Genomic DNA, 22647 nt, shown 5'->3' on the forward strand with positions numbered 1-22647 from the left:
CTACAGATTTTATGATCGGTGACATGCTGTAGGAGCGGGCTTGCTGGCGAACAGCGGTGTATCAGTGAGGCAGAAGTAACTGACACAGCGCTGTTCGCCAGCAAGCTGGCTCCTACACTCGAAGCCAATTCGTCAGGTCATCACGCGCAGCTACTCAGGATCCATTAACGCTACTGCCCTCCAACCACCCCCGAACCCGGCGGAACAGCTGATCCTGTTCCATGGCTGCATTGCCTGGAATTGCGTTCAATGTCACTTGAGTGAAGCGTGAGTTCTTCACGCGCTTGCTGGCATCCAGTCGATCCTGCGCCTGTTGGCGCGGCACCGGCTTGTCCTTGTTGACGAAATCCGCCGTCGCGACCCTCAGCGTCGGCAATACCTCCAGCAACGAAGGGGTGTCCTTGCCGGTATCGACCGCCGTGACCATTACCAGTTTCTGCACCGCAGGCGACGGGCGCTCGCTCATATAGCGCGCAACCCAGTAGGCGCCCGTGCCATGGCCCAGCAACGCAATGCTGTGAGCTTTATTCTGCTGAGCGAAGGCGATGGCGCTGTCGATGCGTGCGAAGATTTTCTCGGCGTTGGCCTTGGCCAGTTCAGCCTGTGCAGCCGCTTGCTCGGCCGCCGCTGCTGCGTCGGCTTCAGCGCTGGCTGCCGGATCTGGCATGTTGGCTTGTGCGTCCTTGGGTTTGTCTTTGTCGGCGGCGGCTTTGTCGTCTGTAACCGGTTTGTCGGCGGCGCGCGCGAATACACCGTCGTTGTAAGCGTCCGGCAAGCTCAGGCTCAGGCTGGACCAACCTACATCCGGCAACTTGCGCCGCAGCGGACCTACGGCATTCGGCCAGTCGGCGGATTCATCGGCACCGGGGACGATCACTATCGCGCCTTTGGCGTCGTCGGTGTTTGCAGGTTTCCACAAGGCAAGAAAGCTCTCATCTGCAGCCTGCAATTGCTGCTGCTCGGCTTTGGGCACCTGACGCTCCAGCGCCAGGGCGTCTTCCTGGCTGCGCGAAGGTAACGCCGCGCGCTCCACCGGGGTTTCGGCACCTTTGGCATCATCGGCCGGAGCAGGGTCTGCGGCCATCGCGATCTGCGAGCAAGGCAGTATCAGCGTCAGGCAAATCGCGGGAAACATTGCGCGAATGGTGTAGGACATCGAATATTCCAAAGGCCGGAAACAATTCCGGCAGCCTAATGGGTTGATGACTGTTTGTCAGGACGGGTATCGGGTCCGCAGCTCGGGCGCCCGCACAACACATGATCGATCAGGGATTCCGGGAAATGGAGATGACAGGTTGAGAATCCGCATGTTGTGCCTTCGGGTTATCGGCTGTCCGAGCGCGCTCTTGATTTGCCTGCTGCTGAGCATTCTGTCATCGACCGCAATGGCGGGTGTGGCGAGCGCGCCCCCCGACGTCTTGAATCGTGCTCAGCGCGACTGGCTCAATCAGCGCGGTCAATTGCGTGTCGGTCTGGTGTTGCAGGCGCCTTTTGCGCAGTTCGACCGCCGTGCGCAGGTGCTGTCCGGGGCCAACGTCGATCTGGTCAACCTGATGGCCAAGACCCTGCAGGTCGAATTGCTGTGGCGTAATTTTTCCGATCAGGCCGAGCTTGAGAAAGCGCTGAACGAGGGGCAGATCGACTTCGCGCCGGGCCTGACTCAAACCCCGGCAGGCCTGCGCATGTGGTTGTATTCCGATCCTTATATGCGGGTGTCGCAACTGGTGGTCGGCGAACGTGACGGGTCAGGCGCTGTGGATCTGGAAAAACTCGACAGCCTCGTCCGTGTCGCCGTGCGTATGCCCAGCGCCACAGCCGATTATTTGCGCTCCAACTACCCCCATCTCAACCTTCAAGGCGTGCCGCTCGAACGACAAGCCTTACAGCTGTTGCTGAGTCAGCAGGCGCGTTATGCGGTCATCGACGAAGCGCAGCTCAGCCGTTTGTCTCGGGAAAGCGAGTTCGCCGGGCTGGCCGTGGTGGGGGATATCGGTTTTCCGCAACTGTTGCGAGTGGCGTCCCGACGTGATGCGCCTGAACTGGCGGAAATCATCAGCCGGGCGCTGAGTGCGATTGCGCCCAAGGATCTGGATCAGCTACACGCCCAATGGATGCCCCTTGGCTATCCGCAGGTCAGCGAGACACCGGGTTTGTGGAAAAACATTGCCGCGCTGTTGTTGGTCCTGCTGATGGCTAGCGCGGCGATCGTCTTCTGGCAGCGCAAACAGCAGCAGGTGCTGGAGCGGGATTTGCTGGCCGCCCGTGAAGACATTAGCCGGCGTCTGGCGGCCGAAAAGGCATTGCGTCTGGCGCAGTTCTCCATCGACCAGAGCACGGTGGGCATTCTCTGGGTCAATTGGGACAGCCACGTGCGCTACGCCAACCACGCCGCAGAGACCATGCTCGGTTATGAGCAAGGCGCTGTGGTTGATCGGCCGCTGATCGACTTCGAGCCCGGTCTGAATATGGATCGCTGGCTGAATCTTTGGAAAAACGCCCGTTCCAGCGACGAGCGCCCGCAGAACTTCGAAAGCAACTGCCTGCGCGCCGACGGCAGCGTCTTGCCGGCCGATGTATCGCTGAGTTTCCTGCGTTTTCGCGAAGCCGAATACCTTGTGGTGTTTATCACGGACGTCACCGAGCGTCGCCGTTCGCTCGCCGCCCTGCAGGAAAGCGAGGCCCGTTTGCAGGTGCTGGCTGAACAACTGCGCGAGTTGTCTGCACACCTTGAAACCGTCCGGGAAGAGGAAAAGGCTCGAATCGCGAGGGAGGTTCATGACGAGCTGGGTCAGATGCTGACGGTGCTGAAGCTGGAAACGTCCATGTGCGAACTGGCCTATGCCGATCTCGATCCTGGACTGCGGGACCGGCTCAACAGTATGAAACGTCTGATAGCCCAACTCTTCCAACTGGTACGCGATGTCGCCTCTGCCTTGCGCCCGCCGATTCTCGACGCCGGCATCGCTTCGGCTATTGAATGGCAGGCGCGACGCTTCGAGGCGCGCACGCAGATTCCATGTCTGGTTGAGGTCCCGGACAACTTGCCAGCGCTGCCGGCCGCAACGGCAATCGGCCTGTTCCGCATTCTTCAGGAGTCATTGACCAACGTCATGCGTCACGCTGAAGCGCACACCGTTGAATTGAATCTGAGTCTGAGTGATGGCCTGCTGTGCATGAGCATCGCCGATGACGGCCGGGGGTTTGACCAGAGTAAGGAGCGTCCTGCGTCGTTCGGTCTGGTGGGCATGCGTGAACGGGTGCTGATCATGGGCGGACGATTGCAGCTGGACAGCACGCCGGGAGAAGGCACAACCTTGCGCATCTACATTCCGCTGGAACAGGTCGCGCAGGAGCAAGTGCAGTGATTCGTGTATTGGTTGCCGAGGACCACACCATTGTCCGCGAGGGCATCAAGCAGTTGATTGGCCTGGCCAAGGATCTGCAAGTGGCGGGCGAGGCGAGTAACGGTGAGCAATTGCTGGAGGCCCTGCGCCATATCGAATGCGAGGTCGTACTGCTCGATATTTCGATGCCGGGGGTGAACGGGCTCGAGGCGATCCCGAGGATTCGCGCGCTGAATAATCCACCGGCGATTCTGGTGCTGTCGATGCACGACGAAGCACAGATGGCCGCTCGTGCGTTGAAAGTCGGCGCGGCCGGTTATGCAACCAAGGACAGTGATCCGGCGCTGCTGCTGACGGCGATCCGACGGGTGGCTGCGGGCGGGCGTTACATCGATCCGGATCTGGCCGACCGCATGGTGTTCGAAGTGGGGCTGACAGACAGCCGGCCTTTGCACGCGTCGTTGTCCGAGCGCGAGTTTTCGGTGTTCGAGCGCCTGGCCCAAGGCGCCAACGTCAATGACATCGCTCAACAGCTGGCGCTGAGCAGCAAGACCATCAGCACTCACAAAGCGCGGTTGATGCAGAAGCTCAACATCACTTCGCTGGCCGAGCTGGTGAAGTATGCGATGGAGCATAAGTTGGTCTGAAAACGACATTTAAGCCAACCGTGATCGCACCCCTGTGGAGCGAATTCATTCACGAGACGACGGTTCGGGCGACACAGGTGTAGCGCTTGAAAATCCGCCATCCCGCATGTATTCGGTCCTACAGGTGCGGCGTCTGATTGTTGAATGCAATGAGGCCGACAGATCGCGCCCCAAAATCCTTCAGCAACACATACCTATCCCCGCCACCCATGTAGGGCAATCCCTACAAACAACCTTCCATCGCACCTAGTCCAATCTCTCCTGCGTCCCGATTTGCGCGGCCTGCAGGCTGATCTAGGCTTGCCTCACGTTTGAATAAACAAAGGTGTGGGTAATGAGCAATGTCGATTCAAGCGCCGGGACGAATGATGTTCTGGTCAGCTTTCGTGGTGTGCAAAAGAGCTACGACGGCGAAGTCCTGATCGTCAAAGACCTCAACCTGGACATTCGTAAAGGCGAGTTCCTCACCCTGCTCGGGCCTTCGGGTTCCGGCAAGACCACCAGCCTTATGATGCTCGCCGGTTTCGAAACACCGACCGCAGGCGAAATCCTGCTGGGCGGGCGCTCGATCAACAACGTACCGCCACACAAGCGCGACATCGGCATGGTGTTCCAGAACTACGCGCTGTTCCCGCACATGACGGTCGCCGAGAACCTGGCATTCCCGCTGTCGGTGCGCGGCATGAGCAAGACCGACGTTGCTGAAAAGGTCAAGCGCGCACTGGACATGGTACAGCTCGGCACCTTCGCCCATCGCTATCCGGCGCAGTTGTCCGGAGGGCAGCAGCAACGTGTGGCGCTGGCTCGCGCGCTGGTGTTCGAACCGCAACTGGTACTGATGGATGAACCCCTGGGCGCCCTCGACAAGCAGCTGCGTGAGCATATGCAGATGGAGATCAAGCATCTGCACCAGCGCCTGGGGGTGACTGTGGTCTACGTGACCCACGATCAGGGCGAAGCGCTGACCATGTCCGATCGCGTCGCGGTATTCCATCAGGGCGAAATCCAGCAGATCGCACCGCCACGCACGCTGTATGAAGAGCCAAAGAACACCTTCGTCGCCAACTTCATCGGCGAGAACAACCGCATCAACGGCACCTTGGTCAGCCACACCGGCGATCGTTGCCAGGTCGCGCTGACCCGTGGCGAGAAAGTCGAAGCGCTGGCGGTCAACGTCGGCCCCGCGGGCAGCCCGGTCACGTTGTCGATTCGCCCCGAGCGCGTGAACCTCAACGGCCGCAGCGAAAGTTGCGTCAACCGGTTCTCCGGTCGCGTCGCCGAATTCATTTATTTGGGCGACCACGTGCGGGTGCGCCTGGAGGTAGCCGGGAAAACCGATTTCTTCGTCAAGCAGCCGATTGCCGAGCTGGATCCGGCATTGAGCGTTGGCGACGTTGTGCCCATTGGATGGCAGGTCGAGCACGCGCGCGCGCTGGACCCTTTGCAGGACGCGCATTGACTCACCTGCGGTACGCATAACCGAGGCACCCAGAGGCGAATGAATCGCCCAATTGCTTAACCAACATATGTTCGTGGAGAGAAAAATAAATGCTCAAGACATTCAGTCTCAAGACACTCGGGCTCACAGCCATATCGGTCGGCATGATGTGCGCGACGCAAGCCATGGCAGCGGATCTGACTGTGATTTCCTTTGGCGGCGCGAACAAGACGGCTCAGGAAAAAGCCTTCTACGCACCTTGGGAAAAAACCGGCGGCGGCAAGATCATCGCTGGCGAGTACAACGGTGAGATGGCCAAGGTCAAAGCCATGGTCGACACCAAGAGCGTGAACTGGGATCTGGTGGAGGTCGAATCCCCGGAATTGTCCCGTGGTTGTGACGAAGACATGTTCGAGGAAGTCGATCCGGCGATTCTGGGCAACAAAGAAGACTACGTGCCCGGTGCGATCCAGGCCTGTGGCGTGGGCTTCTTCGTGTGGTCGACTGTGCTGGCCTACAACGCCGACAAGCTGAAAACCGCACCCACCGGTTGGGCCGATTTCTGGAACACCGAAAAATTCCCGGGTAAACGCGGCCTGCGTAAAGGCGCCAAATACACCCTGGAATTCGCCCTGATGGCCGATGGCGTTGCGCCCAAAGACGTCTACAAAGTGCTGGCGACCAAAGAGGGCCAGGATCGGGCCTTCAGGATGCTCGACAAGCTCAAGCCAAGCATCCAGTGGTGGGAAGCGGGCGCACAGCCTCCGCAGTTCCTGCAATCGGGTGACGTGGTGATGAGCTCGGCTTACAACGGTCGCATCGCTGCGGTGCAGAAAGAAAGCAATCTGAAAGTGGTCTGGACTGGCGGCGTGTATGACTTCGACGCCTGGGCAATTCCGAAGGGCTCGAAAAACGCCGAGGAAGCGAAAAAGTTCCTGGCCTACACGCTCAAGCCTGAACAGCAGAAGACCTTCTCTGAAAACATCGCCTACGGCCCGGCCAACACCCAGGCTGTTTCGATGCTGAGCGCCGACACCCTGAAAGATATGCCGACCACGCCTGAGAACATCAAGAGCCAGGTGCAGATCGACGTGAAATTCTGGGCCGACTTCGGTGAGTCGCTGGAACAGCGCTTCAATTCCTGGGCTGCCAAATAAGTCGTGCCCCTGTAGCAGAGGGCTTGCCAGCGGTGACGTCCTCAGACTCGCCACCGCTGGCGAACCAGGCGCCCGCTGCGGAGCGCTCAAGCTGTCCGCTTCATGTTCGATGTGAGTTAAACCGGGTGCGTCTCCTGTTTCTTGCCTTTTCGGAAGCGGAGCGGGGGCGCATTCCTCGTTGAAAGATTTCGGAGTTCGCTATGGCCACCGCCGTGCCCCTGACTGAAGGCACCAGCCCGACCTTGAAGCAACGCCTGGCCCGTGCCGAACGCGTCAACCGCTGGAAGGCGCAGGCGTTGATCGCGCCACTGGCGATTTTCCTGCTGCTGGTGTTTCTGGTGCCGATCGCGGCGCTGCTCTACAAGAGTGTGAATAACCCTGAAGTGGTAGCCGGCTTGCCGCTGACCGTAACCGAAGTCTCCAAGTGGGATGGCAAGGGCCTGCCGCCGGATTCGACCTATAAAGCCCTGAGCCAGGATCTGGCCGAGAGCCGTAAGAATCAGACGTTGGGCGATCTGTCCAAACGCCTGAACCAGGAACTGGCCGGCTATCGCAGCCTGTTGGCGAAAACCGCTCGCGCCTTGCCCTTCAAGGAGGAACCGGACTCTTATAAAGCAGCACTGGAAACGGTCGACGAGCGTTGGGGCGACCCCGCGTACTGGCAGGCGATCCGTCGCAACACCTCAAGCTTTACCCCCTATTACTTGTTGGCCGCTGTCGACCACCGCATCGATGATCTCGGTGAAGTGGCGCCTGCGACACCGGATCAGGCGATCTACATCGACATTTTCGCCCGTACCTTCTGGATGGGCTTGGTAATCACTGTGATCTGCCTGCTGCTGGCCTATCCGCTGGCGTACCTGCTGGCCAACCTGCCGGCGCGGCAAAGCAACCTGCTGATGATTCTGGTGCTGTTGCCGTTCTGGACCTCGATTCTGGTGCGTGTCGCGGCGTGGATCGTGTTGCTGCAATCGAGCGGCCTGATCAACGGCGCGCTGATGGCCCTGGGCATCATCGATAAACCGCTGGAACTGGTGTTCAACCGGGTCGGGGTTTACATCTCGATGGTGCACATCATGCTGCCGTTCATGATCCTGCCGATCTACAGCGTGATGAAAGGCATCTCACCGACCTACATGCGTGCGGCCATTTCCCTGGGCTGCAACCCATTCGCCAGCTTCTGGCGGGTGTACTTCCCGCAAACCTACGCAGGCATTGGCGCGGGCTGTCTGTTGGTGTTCATCCTGTCCATCGGCTACTACATCACCCCGGCGCTGCTCGGCAGCCCTAACGATCAGATGGTCAGCTATTTCGTGGCGTTCTACACCAACACCAGCATCAACTGGGGGATGGCGACTGCCTTGGGCGGCCTGCTGTTACTGGCGACCGTGGTGCTATACCTGATTTATAGCTGGCTGGTCGGCGCCAGTCGTCTGCGTCTGAGCTGAGGAGAAAGATCATGTTGAGCCCTTATTCCTCGCCTGCCGAACGGCTCTGGCATTACACGCTGCGCACTCTGTGCGGGCTGATCCTATTGTTTCTGGTGCTGCCGGTTCTGGTGATCGTGCCGCTGTCGTTCAACTCCGGGAGCTTTCTGGTCTACCCGCTGCAGGGCTTTTCGTTGCACTGGTATCAGGACTTCTTCGGCTCGGCCGAGTGGATGCGTTCGCTGAAAAACAGCCTGATCGTCGCCCCTGCCGCCACCGTGCTGGCAATGGGCTTCGGCACCCTGGCCGCGATCGGTCTCACGCGCAGTAACTTCCCTGGCAAATCGCTGGTGATGGCGCTGGTGATCTCGCCGATGGTGGTGCCGGTGGTGATAGTCGGTGTCGCGAGTTATTTGTTTTTTGCGCCGCTGGGACTGGGCAACAGTTATACCTCGTTGATTCTGGTGCATGCCGTGCTGGGTGTGCCGTTCGTGATCATCACCGTCTCGGCCACATTACAGGGCTTCAATTACAACCTGGTGCGTGCAGCGGCCAGTCTGGGTGCCTCGCCCTTGACCGCGTTCCGCCGCGTGACCCTGCCGTTGATTGCGCCGGGAGTAATTTCCGGGGCGCTGTTCGCCTTTGCGACCTCGTTCGATGAAGTGGTGGTGACGCTGTTCCTCGCCGGACCAGAGCAAGCGACCCTCCCTCGGCAGATGTTCAGCGGCATCCGCGAAAACCTCAGCCCGACCATCGCCGCGGCCGCAACCCTGCTGATCGGTTTCTCGGTGGTCCTGCTGCTGGTGCTGGAATGGTTGCGTGGGCGCAGTGAGAAGCTGCGTACGGCGGTGGAGTAGGGGGCCGACACCCAGATCTGAACGCAACCCACTGTAGGAGCCGGCTGGCGATCCCGTTGTGTCGGCTTTTTTGTATCTAACCCAACGCGTTCGCCCGCAAGCCGGCTCCTACAGGTGAACGCATTTACAGATCTCGATTTTGTTGCAGTCAGGACTTGAAGGCTGCCAAACCTGTAGTGGAAAGCGAACGTATAAAGGAAGAAGCGCTGGTGGATTGATATTTTCGGTAACTGCGCCAGATGCAGGGTTCTGTTTCGCTGTGGGAGTGAGCTCGCTCACGAATGCTGAGTTCCAGCCACCAATAACGTGGCGCATGTACCGGCGTCTCCGTGAGCAGCTCACTCTTACACGCCTGTGCTGCAGGCAGGCTTTCTCACAACCTCGGCATTCATCTGCCACTCAACCCACGCTCCAAACTCTTGGAGTACAATGCGCGCCACCGTGATTTCGCTCAAAAAGGTGCGTCATGCAGCCCTTCGCTATTGCTCCGTCGATTCTGTCCGCCGATTTCGCCCGTCTGGGTCAGGAGGTCGACAATGTTCTGGCCGCTGGCGCCGACATCGTCCACTTCGACGTCATGGACAACCACTACGTCCCCAACCTGACCATAGGTCCGATGGTCTGCGCGGCGCTGCGTAAGTACGGCATCACTGCGCCGATCGATGTGCATTTGATGGTCAGCCCCGTGGATCGCATCATCGGCGACTTCGTCGAAGCGGGCGCTACCTTCATTACCTTCCACCCGGAAGCGACCCAGCACATCGACCGCTCCCTGCAACTGATCCGCGAAGGCGGTTGCAAATCCGGGCTGGTGTTCAACCCGGCAACCCCGCTGAACCTGCTCGAATACGTCATGGACAAGGTCGACATGATCCTGCTCATGAGCGTCAACCCGGGTTTCGGCGGTCAGAAGTTCATTCCCGGCACCCTTAACAAATTGCGCGAAGCCCGCGCGCTGATCGATGCGTCCGGTCGCGATATCCGTCTGGAAATCGACGGCGGGGTCAACGTCAACAACATTCGTGAAATCGCCGCTGCCGGCGCCGATACGTTCGTTGCAGGTTCGGCTATCTTCAATGCGCCCGACTACCAAGAGGTCATTGAAAAAATGCGTGCAGAACTGGCGTTGGCTCGTTGATGAGCGGCTTCGAACAGCTGTTCCCGGGTCGCCTGCCTAAACTGATCATGTTCGATCTGGACGGGACATTGGTCGACTCGGTGCCGGATCTGGCCGCAGCTGTGGATAAAACCCTGGTTCAGCTCGGGCGTCCCCCCGCCGGAATCGACGCGGTGCGCGATTGGGTCGGCAACGGCGTGCGCGTGCTGGTGCGCCGCGCGCTGGCCAACAACCTCGATCACAGCAACGTCGACGAAGCGTCCACCGAGGCTGCGCTGGCGATCTTCATGGAAGCCTACAGCGAGAGCCACGCGCTGACCGTGGTTTACCCCGGCGTGCGTGAAACCCTCAAATGGCTGCAAAAAAAAGGCGTGGAAATGGCCCTGATCACCAACAAGCCGGAGCGCTTCGTGGCCCCGCTGCTGGATGAGATGAAGCTGGGGCGATTCTTCCGCTGGATCGTCGGCGGCGATACCCTGCCGCAGCAGAAACCCGACCCCGCCGCGCTGTTCTTCGTGATGAAAATGGCCGGCGCCCCCGGCTCGCAGTCGCTATTTGTGGGCGACTCGCGCAACGACGTGCTGGCGGCCAAAGCGGCCGGTGTCGCCTGCGTGGCACTGAGCTACGGCTACAACCACGGTCGGCCGATTGCCGAGGAATCTCCGGCGCTGGTGATCGACGATTTGCGCAAACTGATTCCCGGTTGCTTAGATCTGGAGGCTGGGATAACGTTGCCCGACGTTCAACCCCCCTCCTTTAGAGAATCCATCGTGGTGGTCACTCGCAAACTCTGGATGAAAGTCATCAAGGCCCTGGCCCGCTGGCGTTGGCGCACCTGACTTGAATCTGGCCGGACGTCCGGCGCGTTTGCACACCTGACCGTTTTACCCTCAGACCACGAGGCTGATCATGACCCGCGAAGAATTCCTGCGCTTGGCCGCTGAAGGCTACAACCGCATTCCCCTTGCTTACGAAACGCTGGCCGATTTCGACACGCCGCTGTCGATTTATCTGAAACTCGCCGATGAGCCGAACTCCTATCTGCTGGAGTCGGTGCAGGGCGGCGAGAAGTGGGGCCGCTACTCGATCATTGGCCTGCCTTGCCGCACCGTGATGCGCGTGCATGAGCACAGGATCAGCGTGACCCACGACGGCGTCGAGATCGAAAGCCTGGAAGCCGAAGATCCGCTGGCTTTCGTCGAAACCTTCAAGGCCCGTTACAACGTACCGACCATCCCGGGTCTGCCGCGCTTCAACGGTGGTCTGGTCGGTTACTTCGGCTACGACTGTGTGCGCTACGTTGAACCGCGCCTTGGCAAGTGTCCGAATCCTGATCCATTGGGCGTGCCGGATATTCTGCTGATGGTTTCCGATGCGGTCGTCGTGTTCGACAACCTGGCGGGCAAGATGCACGCCATCGTGTTGGTCGATCCGGCGCAGCCAGAGGCCTACGAAGGTGGGCTGGCGCGTCTGGAAGCATTGATGGAAAAACTGCGTCAGCCGATCACCCCGCGCCGTGGGCTGGACCTGACCCGACCGCAGGCAGCCGACCCGATCTTTCGTTCGAGCTTCACCCAGAACGACTACGAAAAAGCCGTCGACACCATCAAGGAATACATCCTGGCCGGTGACTGCATGCAGGTCGTGCCGTCGCAGCGCATGTCCATCGACTTCAAGGCCGCACCGATCGATCTGTACCGCGCGTTACGCTGTTTCAACCCGACGCCATACATGTACTTCTTCAACTTCGGCGACTTCCACGTCGTCGGCAGCTCGCCTGAAGTGCTGGTGCGGGTCGAAGATAATCTGATTACCGTTCGCCCGATTGCCGGTACCCGTCCTCGTGGCGCGACCGAGGAAGCGGACCATGCGCTGGAAGTGGATCTGCTGTCCGACGACAAGGAAATCGCCGAGCACTTGATGCTCATCGACCTGGGCCGTAATGACACGGGGCGTGTTTCGGAAATAGGTTCGGTGAAGCTGACCGAGAAAATGGTGATCGAGCGCTACTCCAACGTGATGCACATCGTCTCCAATGTCACCGGCCAGTTGAAAAGCGGGCTGAGCGCAATGGATGCGCTGCGGGCGATCCTGCCGGCGGGCACCTTGTCTGGCGCGCCGAAGATTCGCGCGATGGAAATCATCGACGAACTGGAGCCGGTCAAGCGCGGTGTGTACGGCGGCGCAGTGGGTTACCTGGCGTGGAATGGCAATATGGACACCGCAATTGCCATCCGCACCGCAGTGATCAAGAACGGCGAATTGCACGTTCAGGCGGGCGGCGGCATCGTGGCTGATTCCGTACCTGTGCTGGAATGGGAAGAAACCCTGAACAAACGCCGCGCCATGTTCCGCGCGGTGGCGTTGGCGGAGCAGACGCCCGAGGCGTGATCGTGAAAGAGGTGCTGGTTCCCTGTGAGAGCGAATTCATTCGCGAAGGATGGACCAGACGACGAAGATGGATCGAGTGTATGCCCCCATCGCGATAAATTCGCTCCCACAGATAGATCCTGGCCTGACGATGGACTTCATCGTCAGGCCAAGCCTCCACCATATTCGCGCTAGAAATCCAGACTCAGCGCCAGATTCACCCCCTGCTGCGTCACGTCGTCATTCTTGCGCCAGTTGTAACCGGCCCGCAGCGTCAGGTCAGGTGCAAGCTTCTGGCTCAAACCAACACTTGCCCGGTTCAAGCTGCGTTGCGGCTCATAACCCTGCAGATTGAAGTCCACGCCCGGCACGCTGTTCAGCGCGATGGTCACGTCCTGCTGGTCGGTCTCGAACTCCCGCTCATGCGCCACTTCACCAAACAGTTGCGTCTGTGGCGTGATATCGAATTTGCCCTGCAAGCCTGCGCCCAGACGCCTCGATCTGCGGGTCTGATCGGCATAGTTAAGCGAGGTGGCGCGAGTGCTGTTTTCTGAATAGCCATCGACGTCGATGTGAGAATAATCGGCGCTGATGAACGGCGAGAAATGCCAGCGGCTGCTCTGCTCGGCAAGATCGAAGCCCAGCCGCCCGCTGAGCGCCCACAGATCGCCATCGGTATCGCCTTTCTCCGAGCCTTCGCTGATGCCAAGGGCGAACTTGCGCTTGAGGTTGTCGTAATCCAGTTTTCCACCCGATGCAGCCAGATCAGCCCACCAGTGACGCGCCTGAAACTGCACGAAAGCAGTGGCGATATAGCTGTTGAGTTTGTAGTCCGAATCTCTCGGTCCGGCTTCCAGCGTTTGCCGATAAGCCCCGGCGACCAGACCGGCACGCCAATCTTCGGCAAACCGATAGCTGCCACCAATCGTCAGGTTATAACCATGACCGTCGCCGCTTGCGGAATTGCTTTGCGCATCGAAATCCATTTTCTGACCGCCGCCAGCGACGATTGCGCGCCACTCCCCGAGGTTTTGCCAGTTGCCCCAGTCGGCCAACCACTGACTGCGCAGTTCATCTTGCTGAGCGCGCAAGGTGCCATTGGCCATTTCCGGAAGCAGGGTGATTTCCCAGGGTGCGGAAAGAATCGAGTAGCCGTAGTCCGCTATCAGGCGCTGACCCGCGACGGTTGGGTGTACACCGTCGTTGAACAGCAACTTGGTCGGGTCAGGTGTGCTGCCGTTGATTCCATAGACGCTATTCGCTCGGCAGCTGTTACCACTGAAACAGGTGCCGACCAGGTTCTGATCAGCGGCGAGACCGAAGCGGGCAGGGTCGTCCAGAACCTCCCGAACCAGGCCAGGCACATTCAGCGGGATGACTTCGGCATCGATCTGCCCCAGCCGATTGACTAACTGCTGGTTGAATACCCCGCTGAGCAGCGTGGACGGGCCTTGTAGAAAGGTGCCGGAGACAGCAGGCGTCTGGCCGATATCGGGGAGCAGCCAGACCATGATGTAACGCGCCCCTGCCTGCGACAGCACTTGCGCGCCGTCGGCCAGATTATTGGCGGCACTCACCGCTTGTCCGACGCCTATTACCCGACCCTGCAAGAAATCGTTGCCTCCACCTGTTAGGTAGTACAGCGCGTTGGGATCGGCGCGGAAATTGTTCTCGACCAGATAGCCTGGGCGGGTCCGAAATACCGTGGTGACCCCGGTGGCGCTATCGGTGTTCGCCACTTGCGATTGCGTGGTGATGGCCGCAAGGATCTGATCCGTTCGGTCGCCGCCGACCGCCCAATTGTTGCCATCGGCCAGGCCCTGCGCAGCGCGCACTGGCGAGGTCGATGCCTGCAAATCGCCAGGTGCGACACCGAGCATGCCGCCGAGCAACGTCGATGAGTTCAGGCCGTACACTTCACCGCTGCCGTTCAGATAGGTAGGCCCGGTGCGGTTGGTGAAGCGCAGCGTTGCACCCGCGGGCCCACCCGCGTCGGGAAACTGGCCCGCATCGGCCAGGCTGTCGCCGAACACGATCATCGTTGAGTAAGGAGAGGACGCCGCCACCACTGGGGAGCAGGCGAGTGAGAGCAGGCAGGCAGCGAATGGCCAGCGCAGAGTTCCTTTGAGCATTGAGAGATCCCTTCTTGTTTTGTATTGCTGTACCAGAAGGTAGCAGCCTCGATAAAAGTCGCCATGTCCTGGGTCAGTCCAATGCGCCATTCTGTGTTGGCGTCGTGGTTTGCATCTGCCCCTTGCGCAGGAATAAATGTCGATAAATGACGCTCGAGGACTGCCACCTGGGCACTACGATATTGCGCCACATGCGACGGTACGCTACTGTGCGGCAACGTATGAACGAGACCTATCCTGTGTCGATTGTCAGCAGCTTCTTGATGCGCGTTATCAAGGCTCACGCCCGTTGGCGTTGGCGCGCCTGACTATTCCCTGCCGGCCATGCCGGACCTGTATTGATATGCCTTCTCAAGCCTCGGTTTAGCGCCGTCTCGCCGGACCCCCTCCCGCGATCCATCCGCGCATGACTGTGGGCATGAAAATGGAAGGCCACCTTAGAAGTCAGTAATTCAAAAGGTTAAGCACAAAATGCTGCTGATGATCGATAACTACGACTCTTTTACCTATAACGTCGTGCAGTACCTGGGTGAGCTGGGCGCCGACGTTAAAGTGATCCGCAACGACGAAATGACTGTCGCCGAGATCGAGGCCTTGAACCCCGAGCGCATTGTGGTTTCTCCTGGCCCATGCACGCCGAATGAAGCCGGCGTCTCCATTGACGTGATCAAGCACTTCGCTGGCAAGCTGCCGGTGCTGGGTGTCTGCCTGGGCCATCAGTCCATTGGCCAGGCGTTCGGTGGTGATGTGGTGCGTGCCCGCCAGGTGATGCACGGCAAAACCAGCGATCTGATCCACGAAGACAAAGGCGTGTTCGAGGGACTGAAACACCCGCTGACGGTTACCCGCTATCACTCGCTGGTGGTCAAGCGCGAAACGCTGCCTGAATGTCTGGAAGTGACCGCTTGGACGCGGCTTGAAGATGGCTCTGTCGATGAAATCATGGGTCTGCGTCACAAGACGTTGAACGTCGAGGGCGTGCAATTTCACCCCGAGTCGATTCTCTCCGAGCAGGGCCGCGAGCTGTTCGCCAACTTTCTCAAGCAGAGCGGCGGCACGCGCTAAGGACTTTCCATGGATATCAAGACTGCCCTGAGCCGTATCGTCGGCCATCTGGACCTGAGCACCGCTGAAATGAGCGATGTGATGCGCGAAATCATGACCGGTCAATGCACCGATGCGCAGATCGGCGCATTCATGATGGCGATGCGCATGAAGAGCGAGAGCATCGACGAAATCGTCGGCGCCGTGTCGGTGATGCGCGAGCTGGCAGACAAGGTCGAACTCAATACCCTCGACGGTGTGGTCGACGTGGTCGGCACCGGCGGTGACGGTGCCAACATTTTCAACGTGTCGACGGCTTCATCCTTTGTGGTTGCCGCCGCTGGCTGCACCGTGGCCAAGCACGGTAACCGTGCGGTCTCCGGCAAAAGCGGCAGTGCCGACTTGCTGGAAGCGGCCGGGATCTATCTGAACCTGACGCCGGTGCAAGTGGCGCGCTGCATCGACAGCGTCGGCATTGGCTTCATGTTTGCTCAGTCCCATCACGGTGCGATGAAATACGCCGCTGGCCCGCGTAAGGATCTTGGCCTGCGTACCCTGTTCAACATGCTCGGCCCGCTTACGAATCCGGCCGGGGTGAAACATCAGGTGGTGGGCGTTTTCAGCCAGGCGCTGTGCCGGCCATTGGCCGAAGTACTGCAGCGTTTGGGCAGCAAACACGTGCTGGTGGTGCATTCCAAGGATGGCCTGGACGAATTCAGCTTGGCGGCGCCGACCTTTGTGGCAGAGCTGAAGAATGACCAGGTCACTGAATACTGGGTCGAGCCCGAAGACCTCGGTATGAAGAGCCAGAGCTTGCACGGCCTGTCGGTGGAAAGTCCGGCAGCGTCACTGGAATTGATCCGTGATGCCTTGGGGCGCCGCAAGACTGAAAACGGCCAAAAAGCAGCAGAAATGATTGTTCTGAATGCTGGCGCAGCACTTTACGCAGCGGACCACGCCTATAGTCTTAAGGAAGGTGTCGCTTTGGCCCACGATGCGTTGCACACCGGTCTGGCTCGCGAGAAGCTCGAAGAGTTGGGAGCATTCACCGCTGTGTTCAAGATGGAGAATGAAGGATGAGTGTTCCGACCGTTCTGGAAAAGATCCTGGCCCGCAAAGCCGAAGAAGTCGCCGAACGCCGTGCCCGTGTGAGTCTGGCGGAGCTCGAGGCCCAGGCGAAAGTCGCCGATGCTCCGCGCGGCTTTGCCAAGGCTTTGATGGCCCAGGCCAAGCTCAAGCAGCCAGCCGTGATTGCCGAGATCAAAAAGGCCTCGCCGAGCAAAGGCGTGATCCGCGAAAACTTTGTGCCATCCGAAATTGCCGTCAGCTATGAGAAGGGCGGTGCGACTTGCCTTTCGGTGCTGACCGATATCGACTTTTTCCAGGGCTCCGATCTGTTCCTGCAGCAGGCGCGTGCGGCGTGCAAGTTGCCGGTGATCCGCAAGGACTTTATGGTTGACCCGTACCAGATCGTCGAAGCCCGAGCCTTGGGCGCCGACTGCGTGCTGTTGATCGTCTCCGCACTGGATGACGTGAAGATGGCAGAGCTGGCGGCCGTGGCCAAGAGCGTCGGCCTGGACGTGTTGGTTGAAGTCCATGATGGCGACGAACTGGAGCGTGCGTTGAAAACCCTCGACACGCCGTTGGTGGGGGTCAACAACCGTAACCTGCATACCTTTGAAGTCAGCCTGGAAAATACCCTCGACCTACTGCCGCGCATTCCACGGGATCGCCTGGTGATTACCGAGAGCGGTATCGTCAACCGTGCTGATGTTGAGCTGATGGAAATCAGTGGGGTGTATTCGTTCCTGGTGGGTGAGACTTTCATGCGCGCCGAGACCCCGGGAGCTGAATTGCAGCGCCTGTTCTTCCCGGAGCGGGGTGTGGCGGTCAGCGGCTCGACCCTGGATTGATTTGAAGCGCGGTCAGTGTGGAAGCTGGCTTGCCTGCGATAGCATCACCTAGGTGTCATTGATACACCGAGGTGTCTGTATCGCAGGCAAGCCAGCTCCCACATTTGATTCTGTCTTTATCCAGATAGGTAGGTGCTCGATGATCCAGCCAGTGTCGATGACTGTTGAAGCAGGGCTTGCCGCTGAGCAAGCCTTACTGGCTGCCGTTTGCGCCGGAGAACAGGAATCCGGCCTGCTGTTTTGGCAGCCCAGCGACCAAGCCTTGGTCATGCCACGTCGGTTAAGCCGTTTGCCAGCCTTCGAAACCGCCAGCCAGGTATCAGCCGATGCCGGTTGGCCGGTGTTGCTGCGTGAAACTGGCGGCGAGCCGGTGCCGCAATCGGCGGCGACGGTAAACATTGCCCTGGTCTACGCCCCCCCGCGCAGTGAAGGCGATCAGAATCGGATCGAAACCGGTTACTTGCGTTTATGCCAGCCGATCTGCGATTTGCTGGTCGAGTTGGGAGGCGATGCCTCCGTCGGTGAAATCGACGGGGCGTTTTGTGACGGTCGTTACAACGTTAACCTCAACGGTCGCAAGATGGTCGGTACCGCCCAGCGCTGGCGACAAAGTGGCGGTCGTCCGGTGGGGTTAGTGCACGGTGCGCTGTTGCTGGAGAACGACCGCGAAGAACTGATTGCGGCGGTCAATCGCTTCAACGAAGCCTGCGGCCTCGACCAGCGGGTGCGTGCCGACAGCCATATCGCGCTGCACGAAGCCTTTCCCGCGCCGGATGCGATCAGTCGGCTGGATGCTTTGTACCGTCAAATGCTAGCCAGTTTTTTGCCGATTTAACGCGTTCCGAACACCACCATCGTCTTGCCTTTGACGTGCACCAGGTTGCGCTCTTCCAGATCCTTGAGCACGCGACCGACCATCTCCCGTGAACAGCCGACAATACGCCCGATTTCCTGGCGCGTGACTTTGATCTGCATGCCATCGGGGTGGGTCATGGCATCAGGCTGTTTGCATAATTCAAGCAGGCAGCGCGCCACACGGCCGGTCACATCAAAGAATGCCAGGTCGCCCACCTTGCGCGTGGTATCGCGCAGGCGCTGGGCGATCTGACCACTCAGGGCATACAGTATGTCGGGATCATGCTGAGCCAGTTCGCGGAATTTGGTGTAGCTGATTTCTGCCACTTCGCATTCGACTTTGGCCCGCACCCAAGCACTGCGTTCCTGCTCTTTACCCGCTTGCTCAAAGAGCCCGAGTTCCCCAAAAAAATCCCCCGTATTGAGGTACGCGATGATCATTTCGCGGCCGTCTTCATCCTCAATCAAGATAGTGACTGAGCCCTTCACAATGAAAAACAGGGTTTCCGAGCGCTCGCCCGCGCAGATGATGTTGTGCTTGGCCGGGTAGCGCCGGCGTTGGCAATACATCAACAACTTATCGAGGTTCTTGATCTTGGGTGTGGGAGTAAGAGCAACCATGGTTGTATCCCGAAAGACTACAGGGTGTGATTGGATTTGTTTTTATCCAGCGATGTCGGCATTGATACACGCTGTACAAAGGATGGCAATGCGCCATTGATTTGGCGCCAGCTTACCAGACACATTCTGCTTCGATTGATGAATTTACCGGGCAAGCGCTGTCATTGATCGCTTTCATGCGGTGCGCTGCGGTTCCGAGGCCCTGTGCTAAGCTGGCGACCCTTTTTTAGCAGTGGAGTCTGGGCGATGAAGGCACGCATCCAATGGGCGGGCGAAGCCATGTTCCTCGGTGAGTCGGGCAGTGGCCATGTGGTGGTCATGGACGGTCCGCCGGAAGCCGGTGGCCGTAACCTGGGCGTACGCCCGATGGAAATGCTCCTGCTGGGTGTAGGCGGTTGCAGCAATTTCGACGTGGTCAGCATCCTGAAGAAATCCCGTCAGGCCGTGGAAAGCTGCGAAGCCTTCCTGGAAGCCGAGCGCGCCACTGAAGATCCCAAGGTGTTTACCAAGATCCACATGCATTTCGTGGTGAAGGGCCGGGCGCTGAAAGAGGCTCAGGTCAAGCGTGCCATCGAGTTGTCGGCTGAGAAGTATTGCTCTGCGTCGATTATGCTCGGTGCGGCCGGTGTGGCAATCACCCATGACTACGAAATCATCGAGTTGGGCTGACGCAGCACGGCAAAAGAAAAGGGCGCTTCGATAGCGCCCTTTTTTGTGGATCGGATTTGATACGTTTATATACGGTAGGTGCTTTTGGTCATGACCTTGGCCAACAGGCTCATGCCGAACCTCACCGGTGCCGGGAAGCGGAAACCGCCAGCATCCAGCGCGCTTTCTGCGTGGTGTTCTTCATCGATGCGCATTTGCTCAAGAATGGCGCGGGACTTCTCGTCCTCCTCCGGCAATTGCTCCAGGTGTTCATCCAGGTGTTTGCATACCTGATGTTCCGTCGCTGCAACAAAACCGAGGCTGACCTTATCGCTGATCAATCCGGCAGCAGCGCCGATACCGAACGACAAACCATAGAACAGTGGGTTCAGCACACTGGGATGGCTGCCCAGCTGGCGAATGCGTTGCTCGCACCAGGCCAGGTGGTCGATCTCTTCTTCGGCCGCATGTTCCATCGCTGCGCGTACTTGCGGCAGCTTGGCGGTCAACGCCTGTCCCTGGTACAGCGCTTGAGCACACACCTCTCCGGTATGGTTGATACGCATCAGGCCGGCGACGTGGCGGGTGTCGGTCTCGCTCATCTGCGCATCAGGTTGCACGATGGCGGGCGATGGACGGTACGGTTGGCCACTGAATGGCAACAGCGTACGCATGGCCATGTCGGCTTGCAGCAACAGACGGTCAATCGGCGAGTAGTGACGTTGGGTAGTCATGCTGACCTCCGGGAAGAATCTCGGCGGCCAGTTTACCGCAAGAGAGGGCGAAGCGTTTGCGCTGAGTCAAGGGCATGGGGTCGCAGCCTTGGGCCGCGACCTACACGGTAGGGCTGATCAGCCCGGTGGCCAGTTCATCTGGCGCTGACCCAGCACGTGCATATGGATGTGATAAACGGTCTGTCCGCCATCTTCGTTGCAGTTCATAACCACGCGGAAACCTTTTTCGCAACCTTGTTCCACGGCCAGGCGCTGGGCCGTGAACAGAATATGACCTGCCAGGGCCTTGTCTTCTTCCGTCAGGTCATTGAGGGTACGGATCGGCTTTTTCGGGATGACCAGAAAATGCACGGGGGCCATTGGGGCAATATCGTGGAAGGCGAGGACCTGATCATCTTCATAGATGATCTTCGCAGGTATTTCTCTGTTGATGATCTTGGTGAACAGAGTATCCACAGCTGTTTCTCCATTATGAAAGTGCAGGGTGAGTGTACCCAGGCCGTCAGCGCGGGCAATAGGCCTTGTTGATCGCGCCAGCGATCTTGCGGGTCAGCCAACGTGGGCTGAAACGCGGGCTGAAGGCCAGCCAGCGGTTGCGCCGCCCGGGAATGATGATGGCTTTATTCTTTTCCAAGGCGCGTACGGTATAGAGCGCCACTTCTTCGGGGCTCATCAGTTGCCCGCTGCGGTCGAGCTTGGCAGTGTCCATTTGCGCGGTGCCGAAGAATGCCGTGCGCGTAGGGCCGGGGCACAGAACCGAGACCTTTATGCCGCTGGTCTTCAACTCTTCGCGCAAGCCTTCGGAGAAGTGCAGCACATAAGCCTTGCTGGCGTAGTAGCTGCTCATCCACGGGCCCGGCTGGAACGCGGCGATCGAGGCAACGTTTAGAATTTGCCCGCCGCCATGCAGCGCCATGGCATTGCCCAGGGCGTGGCACATGCGTGTCAGGGCCAGGATGTTGACTTCTATCAGGTCCTGCTCGGTCATCCAGTCCTGGGCCAGAAATGGCCCGCTGGTGCCAATACCGGCGCAGTTCACCAGCAAGTCTATCTGGCGTTCGCCTTCTTCGAGTTCCAGCAGGAACCCGGATAACCGCAGGGGCTCGCCCAGATCACAGGCACGAAACAGCACCTCGACGCCAAAGCGTTGAGTCAATTCGATTGCAATGCTTTCCAACTGATCACGCTGGCGAGCCACCAGAATCAAGCTGCGGCCGCGCCGAGCCAAGGCTTCGGCCAAAGCCAGGCCGATACCGCTGGAGGCGCCGGTGATCAGAGCGTAACGGGTCATGCCTTTCTCCATCGCAACGCCGCCGAGCCGGTGACAGAGGCGTCACAGGCTGGCGGGCGTTTCTTTACTGTTCTGGAGAGTCTACAGGTTCGGCTGCTTCATCAGCACTTTGCGCGTCTTCTTCATCCACGATGACACTTTGATCGGTGGCGTCATCGGAGGTGATGGAGCTGTTTTCGTAACCGCTGTCCATGTTGGCCTCGAGCTGGTTCAGGTAGCCGTTCATACCCAGTGTGACCACGATGGCCAGCATCACTGGAATAAACGCCAGCCACAGGGTGGCCAAAACCTTTACCGCCGTGGAGTTGCGTGGTGGTGGCGCGCCGTATTGGTTGGCACCTGCATTGCCGGGCAATACCAGCAACAGGATCGGGAAGACACTGTTCACCAGCGGGACCAGGTTCAGGAACCACAGCCAGCCGGACCAGCCAAGGTCATGCAGTCGTTGTACCGCGATTTGCACGCTGACCCAGAGAATGGCCACGAACAACGCAAAACCCAGCAGCGACCCCAGAATGATGCCCGCTGTCGGCGAGGCGGTTGCCACGGCGAAGCCAGCAGTGGCGATGATGCCGGAGGCAACGAGCATCGCAACGGTCAGTACCAGCGTCCAAGCCAGGTAGCGCAGGCGGCCAATGCGCCCGTGAATGGTGAAGACGTTGAGGGGGGCGTATTCCGGCAAGTCATCACCCACGGCCGCGCGCGGTGGCGCATAGGGGGAGGCCGCAGGCTGCGAGAAGTCGGAGGTACCGGACGTTGTTTCGTGGGTTTCGGCGAGGCTGAAGGCCACTGGTTGTTCGGCTTCGATACGCGCATCGACTCCGGCATTTTTCAGTGCGTTGAGATAGGTTTCGGCGTCCGGGCGGGACAGGTCACGTTTCAACGCAACGGGGCGGCCGGTGAAGAGTTTTTCGATGGCTTCGACTTCACTCTTGAACAGCTCGGCGAGGTTCAGCTTGGCGGTGGTGCTTTCGACACCCGGGAGCAAGGCTCCATCAAACACAATCTTGAAACGGTTGTCGCTCATGCGGGCATCCTTGTCATTTCCAATG

Annotated in this window: 21 protein-coding genes; 14 read left to right on the top strand and 7 right to left on the bottom strand. The window is 59.3% G+C overall.

The annotated features are described in order from the left end of the window. Nucleotides 1-154: 154 nt before the first annotated feature. The gene (locus ACRER8_RS23640; RefSeq protein WP_431748599.1) at nt 155-1156 is read right to left on the bottom strand and encodes an alpha/beta hydrolase family protein; all 1002 of its coding nucleotides are present in this window, start codon (nt 1154-1156) and stop codon (nt 155-157) included. Between the two features lie 151 nt (nt 1157-1307). Here ACRER8_RS23640 and ACRER8_RS23645 point away from each other — a divergent pair, with 151 nt between their 5' ends. From ACRER8_RS23645 to trpE, 9 genes are all read left to right on the top strand, one after another. Next, the gene (locus tag ACRER8_RS23645) at nt 1308-3365 is read left to right on the top strand and encodes a PAS domain-containing sensor histidine kinase (protein ID WP_431748622.1); all 2058 of its coding nucleotides are present in this window, start codon (nt 1308-1310) and stop codon (nt 3363-3365) included. Further along, nucleotides 3362-3991, top strand: coding sequence for a response regulator (locus tag ACRER8_RS23650; protein ID WP_431748600.1), 630 nt, complete (start codon nt 3362-3364; stop codon nt 3989-3991). Before ACRER8_RS23645 ends, ACRER8_RS23650 begins: the two co-directional genes overlap by 4 nt. A 334-nt stretch (nt 3992-4325) precedes the next feature. Continuing rightward, a complete protein-coding gene (locus ACRER8_RS23655; RefSeq protein WP_431748601.1) occupies nt 4326-5450 on the top strand; it encodes an ABC transporter ATP-binding protein in 1125 nt (374 codons plus the stop codon). Nucleotides 5451-5539: 89 nt separating this feature from the next. Beyond that, a complete protein-coding gene (locus ACRER8_RS23660) occupies nt 5540-6586 on the top strand; it encodes a polyamine ABC transporter substrate-binding protein (RefSeq protein WP_431748602.1) in 1047 nt (348 codons plus the stop codon). 200 nt (nt 6587-6786) lie between these two features. Continuing rightward, entirely contained in the window at nt 6787-8034 is a 1248-nt protein-coding gene (locus tag ACRER8_RS23665; RefSeq protein WP_431748603.1) for an ABC transporter permease, read from the top strand. Nucleotides 8035-8045: 11 nt separating this feature from the next. Continuing rightward, nucleotides 8046-8870 (top strand): ABC transporter permease, encoded by an 825-nt coding sequence (locus ACRER8_RS23670; RefSeq protein WP_431748604.1) that lies wholly within the window; start codon nt 8046-8048, stop codon nt 8868-8870. 466 nt (nt 8871-9336) lie between these two features. Further along, nucleotides 9337-10008 (top strand): ribulose-phosphate 3-epimerase, encoded by a 672-nt coding sequence (gene rpe / locus ACRER8_RS23675; RefSeq protein ID WP_431748605.1) that lies wholly within the window; start codon nt 9337-9339, stop codon nt 10006-10008. Then, nucleotides 10008-10826, top strand: coding sequence for a phosphoglycolate phosphatase (locus ACRER8_RS23680; protein ID WP_431748606.1), 819 nt, complete (start codon nt 10008-10010; stop codon nt 10824-10826). The genes rpe and ACRER8_RS23680 overlap by 1 nt, the downstream gene beginning before the upstream one ends. Nucleotides 10827-10896: 70 nt before the next feature. Next, nucleotides 10897-12378, top strand: a complete 1482-nt coding sequence (trpE, locus tag ACRER8_RS23685) for an anthranilate synthase component I (RefSeq protein WP_431748607.1) — start codon at nt 10897-10899, stop codon at nt 12376-12378. 170 nt (nt 12379-12548) lie between these two features. Here trpE and estP read toward each other — a convergent pair whose 3' ends face one another. Continuing rightward, the gene (gene estP, locus ACRER8_RS23690) at nt 12549-14489 is read right to left on the bottom strand and encodes an esterase EstP (RefSeq protein WP_431748608.1); all 1941 of its coding nucleotides are present in this window, start codon (nt 14487-14489) and stop codon (nt 12549-12551) included. A 471-nt stretch (nt 14490-14960) separates the two neighbouring features. Here estP and ACRER8_RS23695 point away from each other — a divergent pair, with 471 nt between their 5' ends. The 4 genes from ACRER8_RS23695 (at nt 14961) to ACRER8_RS23710 (ending at nt 18281) form a co-directional block, all read left to right on the top strand. Next, entirely contained in the window at nt 14961-15554 is a 594-nt protein-coding gene (locus tag ACRER8_RS23695) for an aminodeoxychorismate/anthranilate synthase component II (protein WP_431748609.1), read from the top strand. 9 nt (nt 15555-15563) lie between these two features. Next, nucleotides 15564-16613, top strand: a complete 1050-nt coding sequence (trpD, locus tag ACRER8_RS23700) for an anthranilate phosphoribosyltransferase (protein ID WP_431748610.1) — start codon at nt 15564-15566, stop codon at nt 16611-16613. Beyond that, on the top strand, nt 16610-17446 hold the full coding sequence (gene trpC / locus ACRER8_RS23705; protein WP_431748611.1) for an indole-3-glycerol phosphate synthase TrpC: 837 nt from the start codon (nt 16610-16612) through the stop codon (nt 17444-17446). The genes trpD and trpC overlap by 4 nt, the downstream gene beginning before the upstream one ends. Nucleotides 17447-17585: 139 nt before the next feature. Next, nucleotides 17586-18281 carry a lipoate--protein ligase family protein gene (locus ACRER8_RS23710; RefSeq protein ID WP_431748612.1) on the top strand — a complete coding sequence of 232 codons (696 nt, stop codon included), beginning with the start codon at nt 17586-17588 and terminating at the stop codon, nt 18279-18281. On the opposite strand, the gene crp is transcribed toward ACRER8_RS23710, so the two are convergent. Then, nucleotides 18278-18922: a cAMP-activated global transcriptional regulator CRP gene (gene crp, locus ACRER8_RS23715; protein ID WP_431748613.1), complete on the bottom strand. Its 645-nt coding sequence runs from the start codon at nt 18920-18922 to the stop codon at nt 18278-18280. The two genes, ACRER8_RS23710 and crp, sit on opposite strands and share 4 nt — an antisense overlap. Before the next feature lie 246 nt (nt 18923-19168). Here crp and ACRER8_RS23720 point away from each other — a divergent pair, with 246 nt between their 5' ends. Beyond that, nucleotides 19169-19591 carry an OsmC family protein gene (locus tag ACRER8_RS23720; protein ID WP_005792019.1) on the top strand — a complete coding sequence of 141 codons (423 nt, stop codon included), beginning with the start codon at nt 19169-19171 and terminating at the stop codon, nt 19589-19591. Nucleotides 19592-19656: 65 nt separating this feature from the next. On the opposite strand, the gene coq7 is transcribed toward ACRER8_RS23720, so the two are convergent. The 4 genes from coq7 to ACRER8_RS23740 all read right to left on the bottom strand — a co-directional run bounded on the left by coq7 (nt 19657) and on the right by ACRER8_RS23740 (nt 22622). Next, the gene (gene coq7, locus ACRER8_RS23725) at nt 19657-20304 is read right to left on the bottom strand and encodes a 2-polyprenyl-3-methyl-6-methoxy-1,4-benzoquinone monooxygenase (RefSeq protein WP_431748614.1); all 648 of its coding nucleotides are present in this window, start codon (nt 20302-20304) and stop codon (nt 19657-19659) included. Nucleotides 20305-20421: 117 nt separating this feature from the next. Then, complete coding sequence (locus tag ACRER8_RS23730) at nt 20422-20760, bottom strand: histidine triad nucleotide-binding protein (protein WP_003210943.1); 339 nt, start codon at nt 20758-20760, stop codon at nt 20422-20424. A 46-nt stretch (nt 20761-20806) separates the two neighbouring features. Then, nucleotides 20807-21595 (bottom strand): SDR family NAD(P)-dependent oxidoreductase, encoded by a 789-nt coding sequence (locus tag ACRER8_RS23735; RefSeq protein ID WP_431748615.1) that lies wholly within the window; start codon nt 21593-21595, stop codon nt 20807-20809. A gap of 64 nt (nt 21596-21659) precedes the next feature. Next, nucleotides 21660-22622 carry a DUF805 domain-containing protein gene (locus ACRER8_RS23740; RefSeq protein ID WP_431748616.1) on the bottom strand — a complete coding sequence of 321 codons (963 nt, stop codon included), beginning with the start codon at nt 22620-22622 and terminating at the stop codon, nt 21660-21662. Nucleotides 22623-22647 lie beyond the last annotated feature (25 nt).

The sequence above is a fragment of the Pseudomonas sp. genome (assembly GCF_050739935.1).
Taxonomy (GTDB): domain Bacteria; phylum Pseudomonadota; class Gammaproteobacteria; order Pseudomonadales; family Pseudomonadaceae; genus Aquipseudomonas.

Coding starts and splice junctions, on each gene's coding strand:
- ACRER8_RS23640 (WP_431748599.1), bottom strand. CDS start 1,156: ATGTCCTACACCATTCGCGCAATGTTTCCCGCGATTTGCCTGACGCTG.
- ACRER8_RS23645 (WP_431748622.1), top strand. CDS start 1,308: ATGTTGTGCCTTCGGGTTATCGGCTGTCCGAGCGCGCTCTTGATTTGC.
- ACRER8_RS23655 (WP_431748601.1), top strand. CDS start 4,326: ATGAGCAATGTCGATTCAAGCGCCGGGACGAATGATGTTCTGGTCAGC.
- ACRER8_RS23660 (WP_431748602.1), top strand. CDS start 5,540: ATGCTCAAGACATTCAGTCTCAAGACACTCGGGCTCACAGCCATATCG.
- ACRER8_RS23665 (WP_431748603.1), top strand. CDS start 6,787: ATGGCCACCGCCGTGCCCCTGACTGAAGGCACCAGCCCGACCTTGAAG.
- ACRER8_RS23670 (WP_431748604.1), top strand. CDS start 8,046: ATGTTGAGCCCTTATTCCTCGCCTGCCGAACGGCTCTGGCATTACACG.
- rpe (WP_431748605.1), top strand. CDS start 9,337: ATGCAGCCCTTCGCTATTGCTCCGTCGATTCTGTCCGCCGATTTCGCC.
- ACRER8_RS23680 (WP_431748606.1), top strand. CDS start 10,008: ATGAGCGGCTTCGAACAGCTGTTCCCGGGTCGCCTGCCTAAACTGATC.
- trpE (WP_431748607.1), top strand. CDS start 10,897: ATGACCCGCGAAGAATTCCTGCGCTTGGCCGCTGAAGGCTACAACCGC.
- estP (WP_431748608.1), bottom strand. CDS start 14,489: ATGCTCAAAGGAACTCTGCGCTGGCCATTCGCTGCCTGCCTGCTCTCA.
- ACRER8_RS23695 (WP_431748609.1), top strand. CDS start 14,961: ATGCTGCTGATGATCGATAACTACGACTCTTTTACCTATAACGTCGTG.
- trpD (WP_431748610.1), top strand. CDS start 15,564: ATGGATATCAAGACTGCCCTGAGCCGTATCGTCGGCCATCTGGACCTG.
- trpC (WP_431748611.1), top strand. CDS start 16,610: ATGAGTGTTCCGACCGTTCTGGAAAAGATCCTGGCCCGCAAAGCCGAA.
- ACRER8_RS23710 (WP_431748612.1), top strand. CDS start 17,586: ATGATCCAGCCAGTGTCGATGACTGTTGAAGCAGGGCTTGCCGCTGAG.
- crp (WP_431748613.1), bottom strand. CDS start 18,922: ATGGTTGCTCTTACTCCCACACCCAAGATCAAGAACCTCGATAAGTTG.
- ACRER8_RS23720 (WP_005792019.1), top strand. CDS start 19,169: ATGAAGGCACGCATCCAATGGGCGGGCGAAGCCATGTTCCTCGGTGAG.
- coq7 (WP_431748614.1), bottom strand. CDS start 20,304: ATGACTACCCAACGTCACTACTCGCCGATTGACCGTCTGTTGCTGCAA.
- ACRER8_RS23735 (WP_431748615.1), bottom strand. CDS start 21,595: ATGACCCGTTACGCTCTGATCACCGGCGCCTCCAGCGGTATCGGCCTG.
- ACRER8_RS23740 (WP_431748616.1), bottom strand. CDS start 22,622: ATGAGCGACAACCGTTTCAAGATTGTGTTTGATGGAGCCTTGCTCCCG.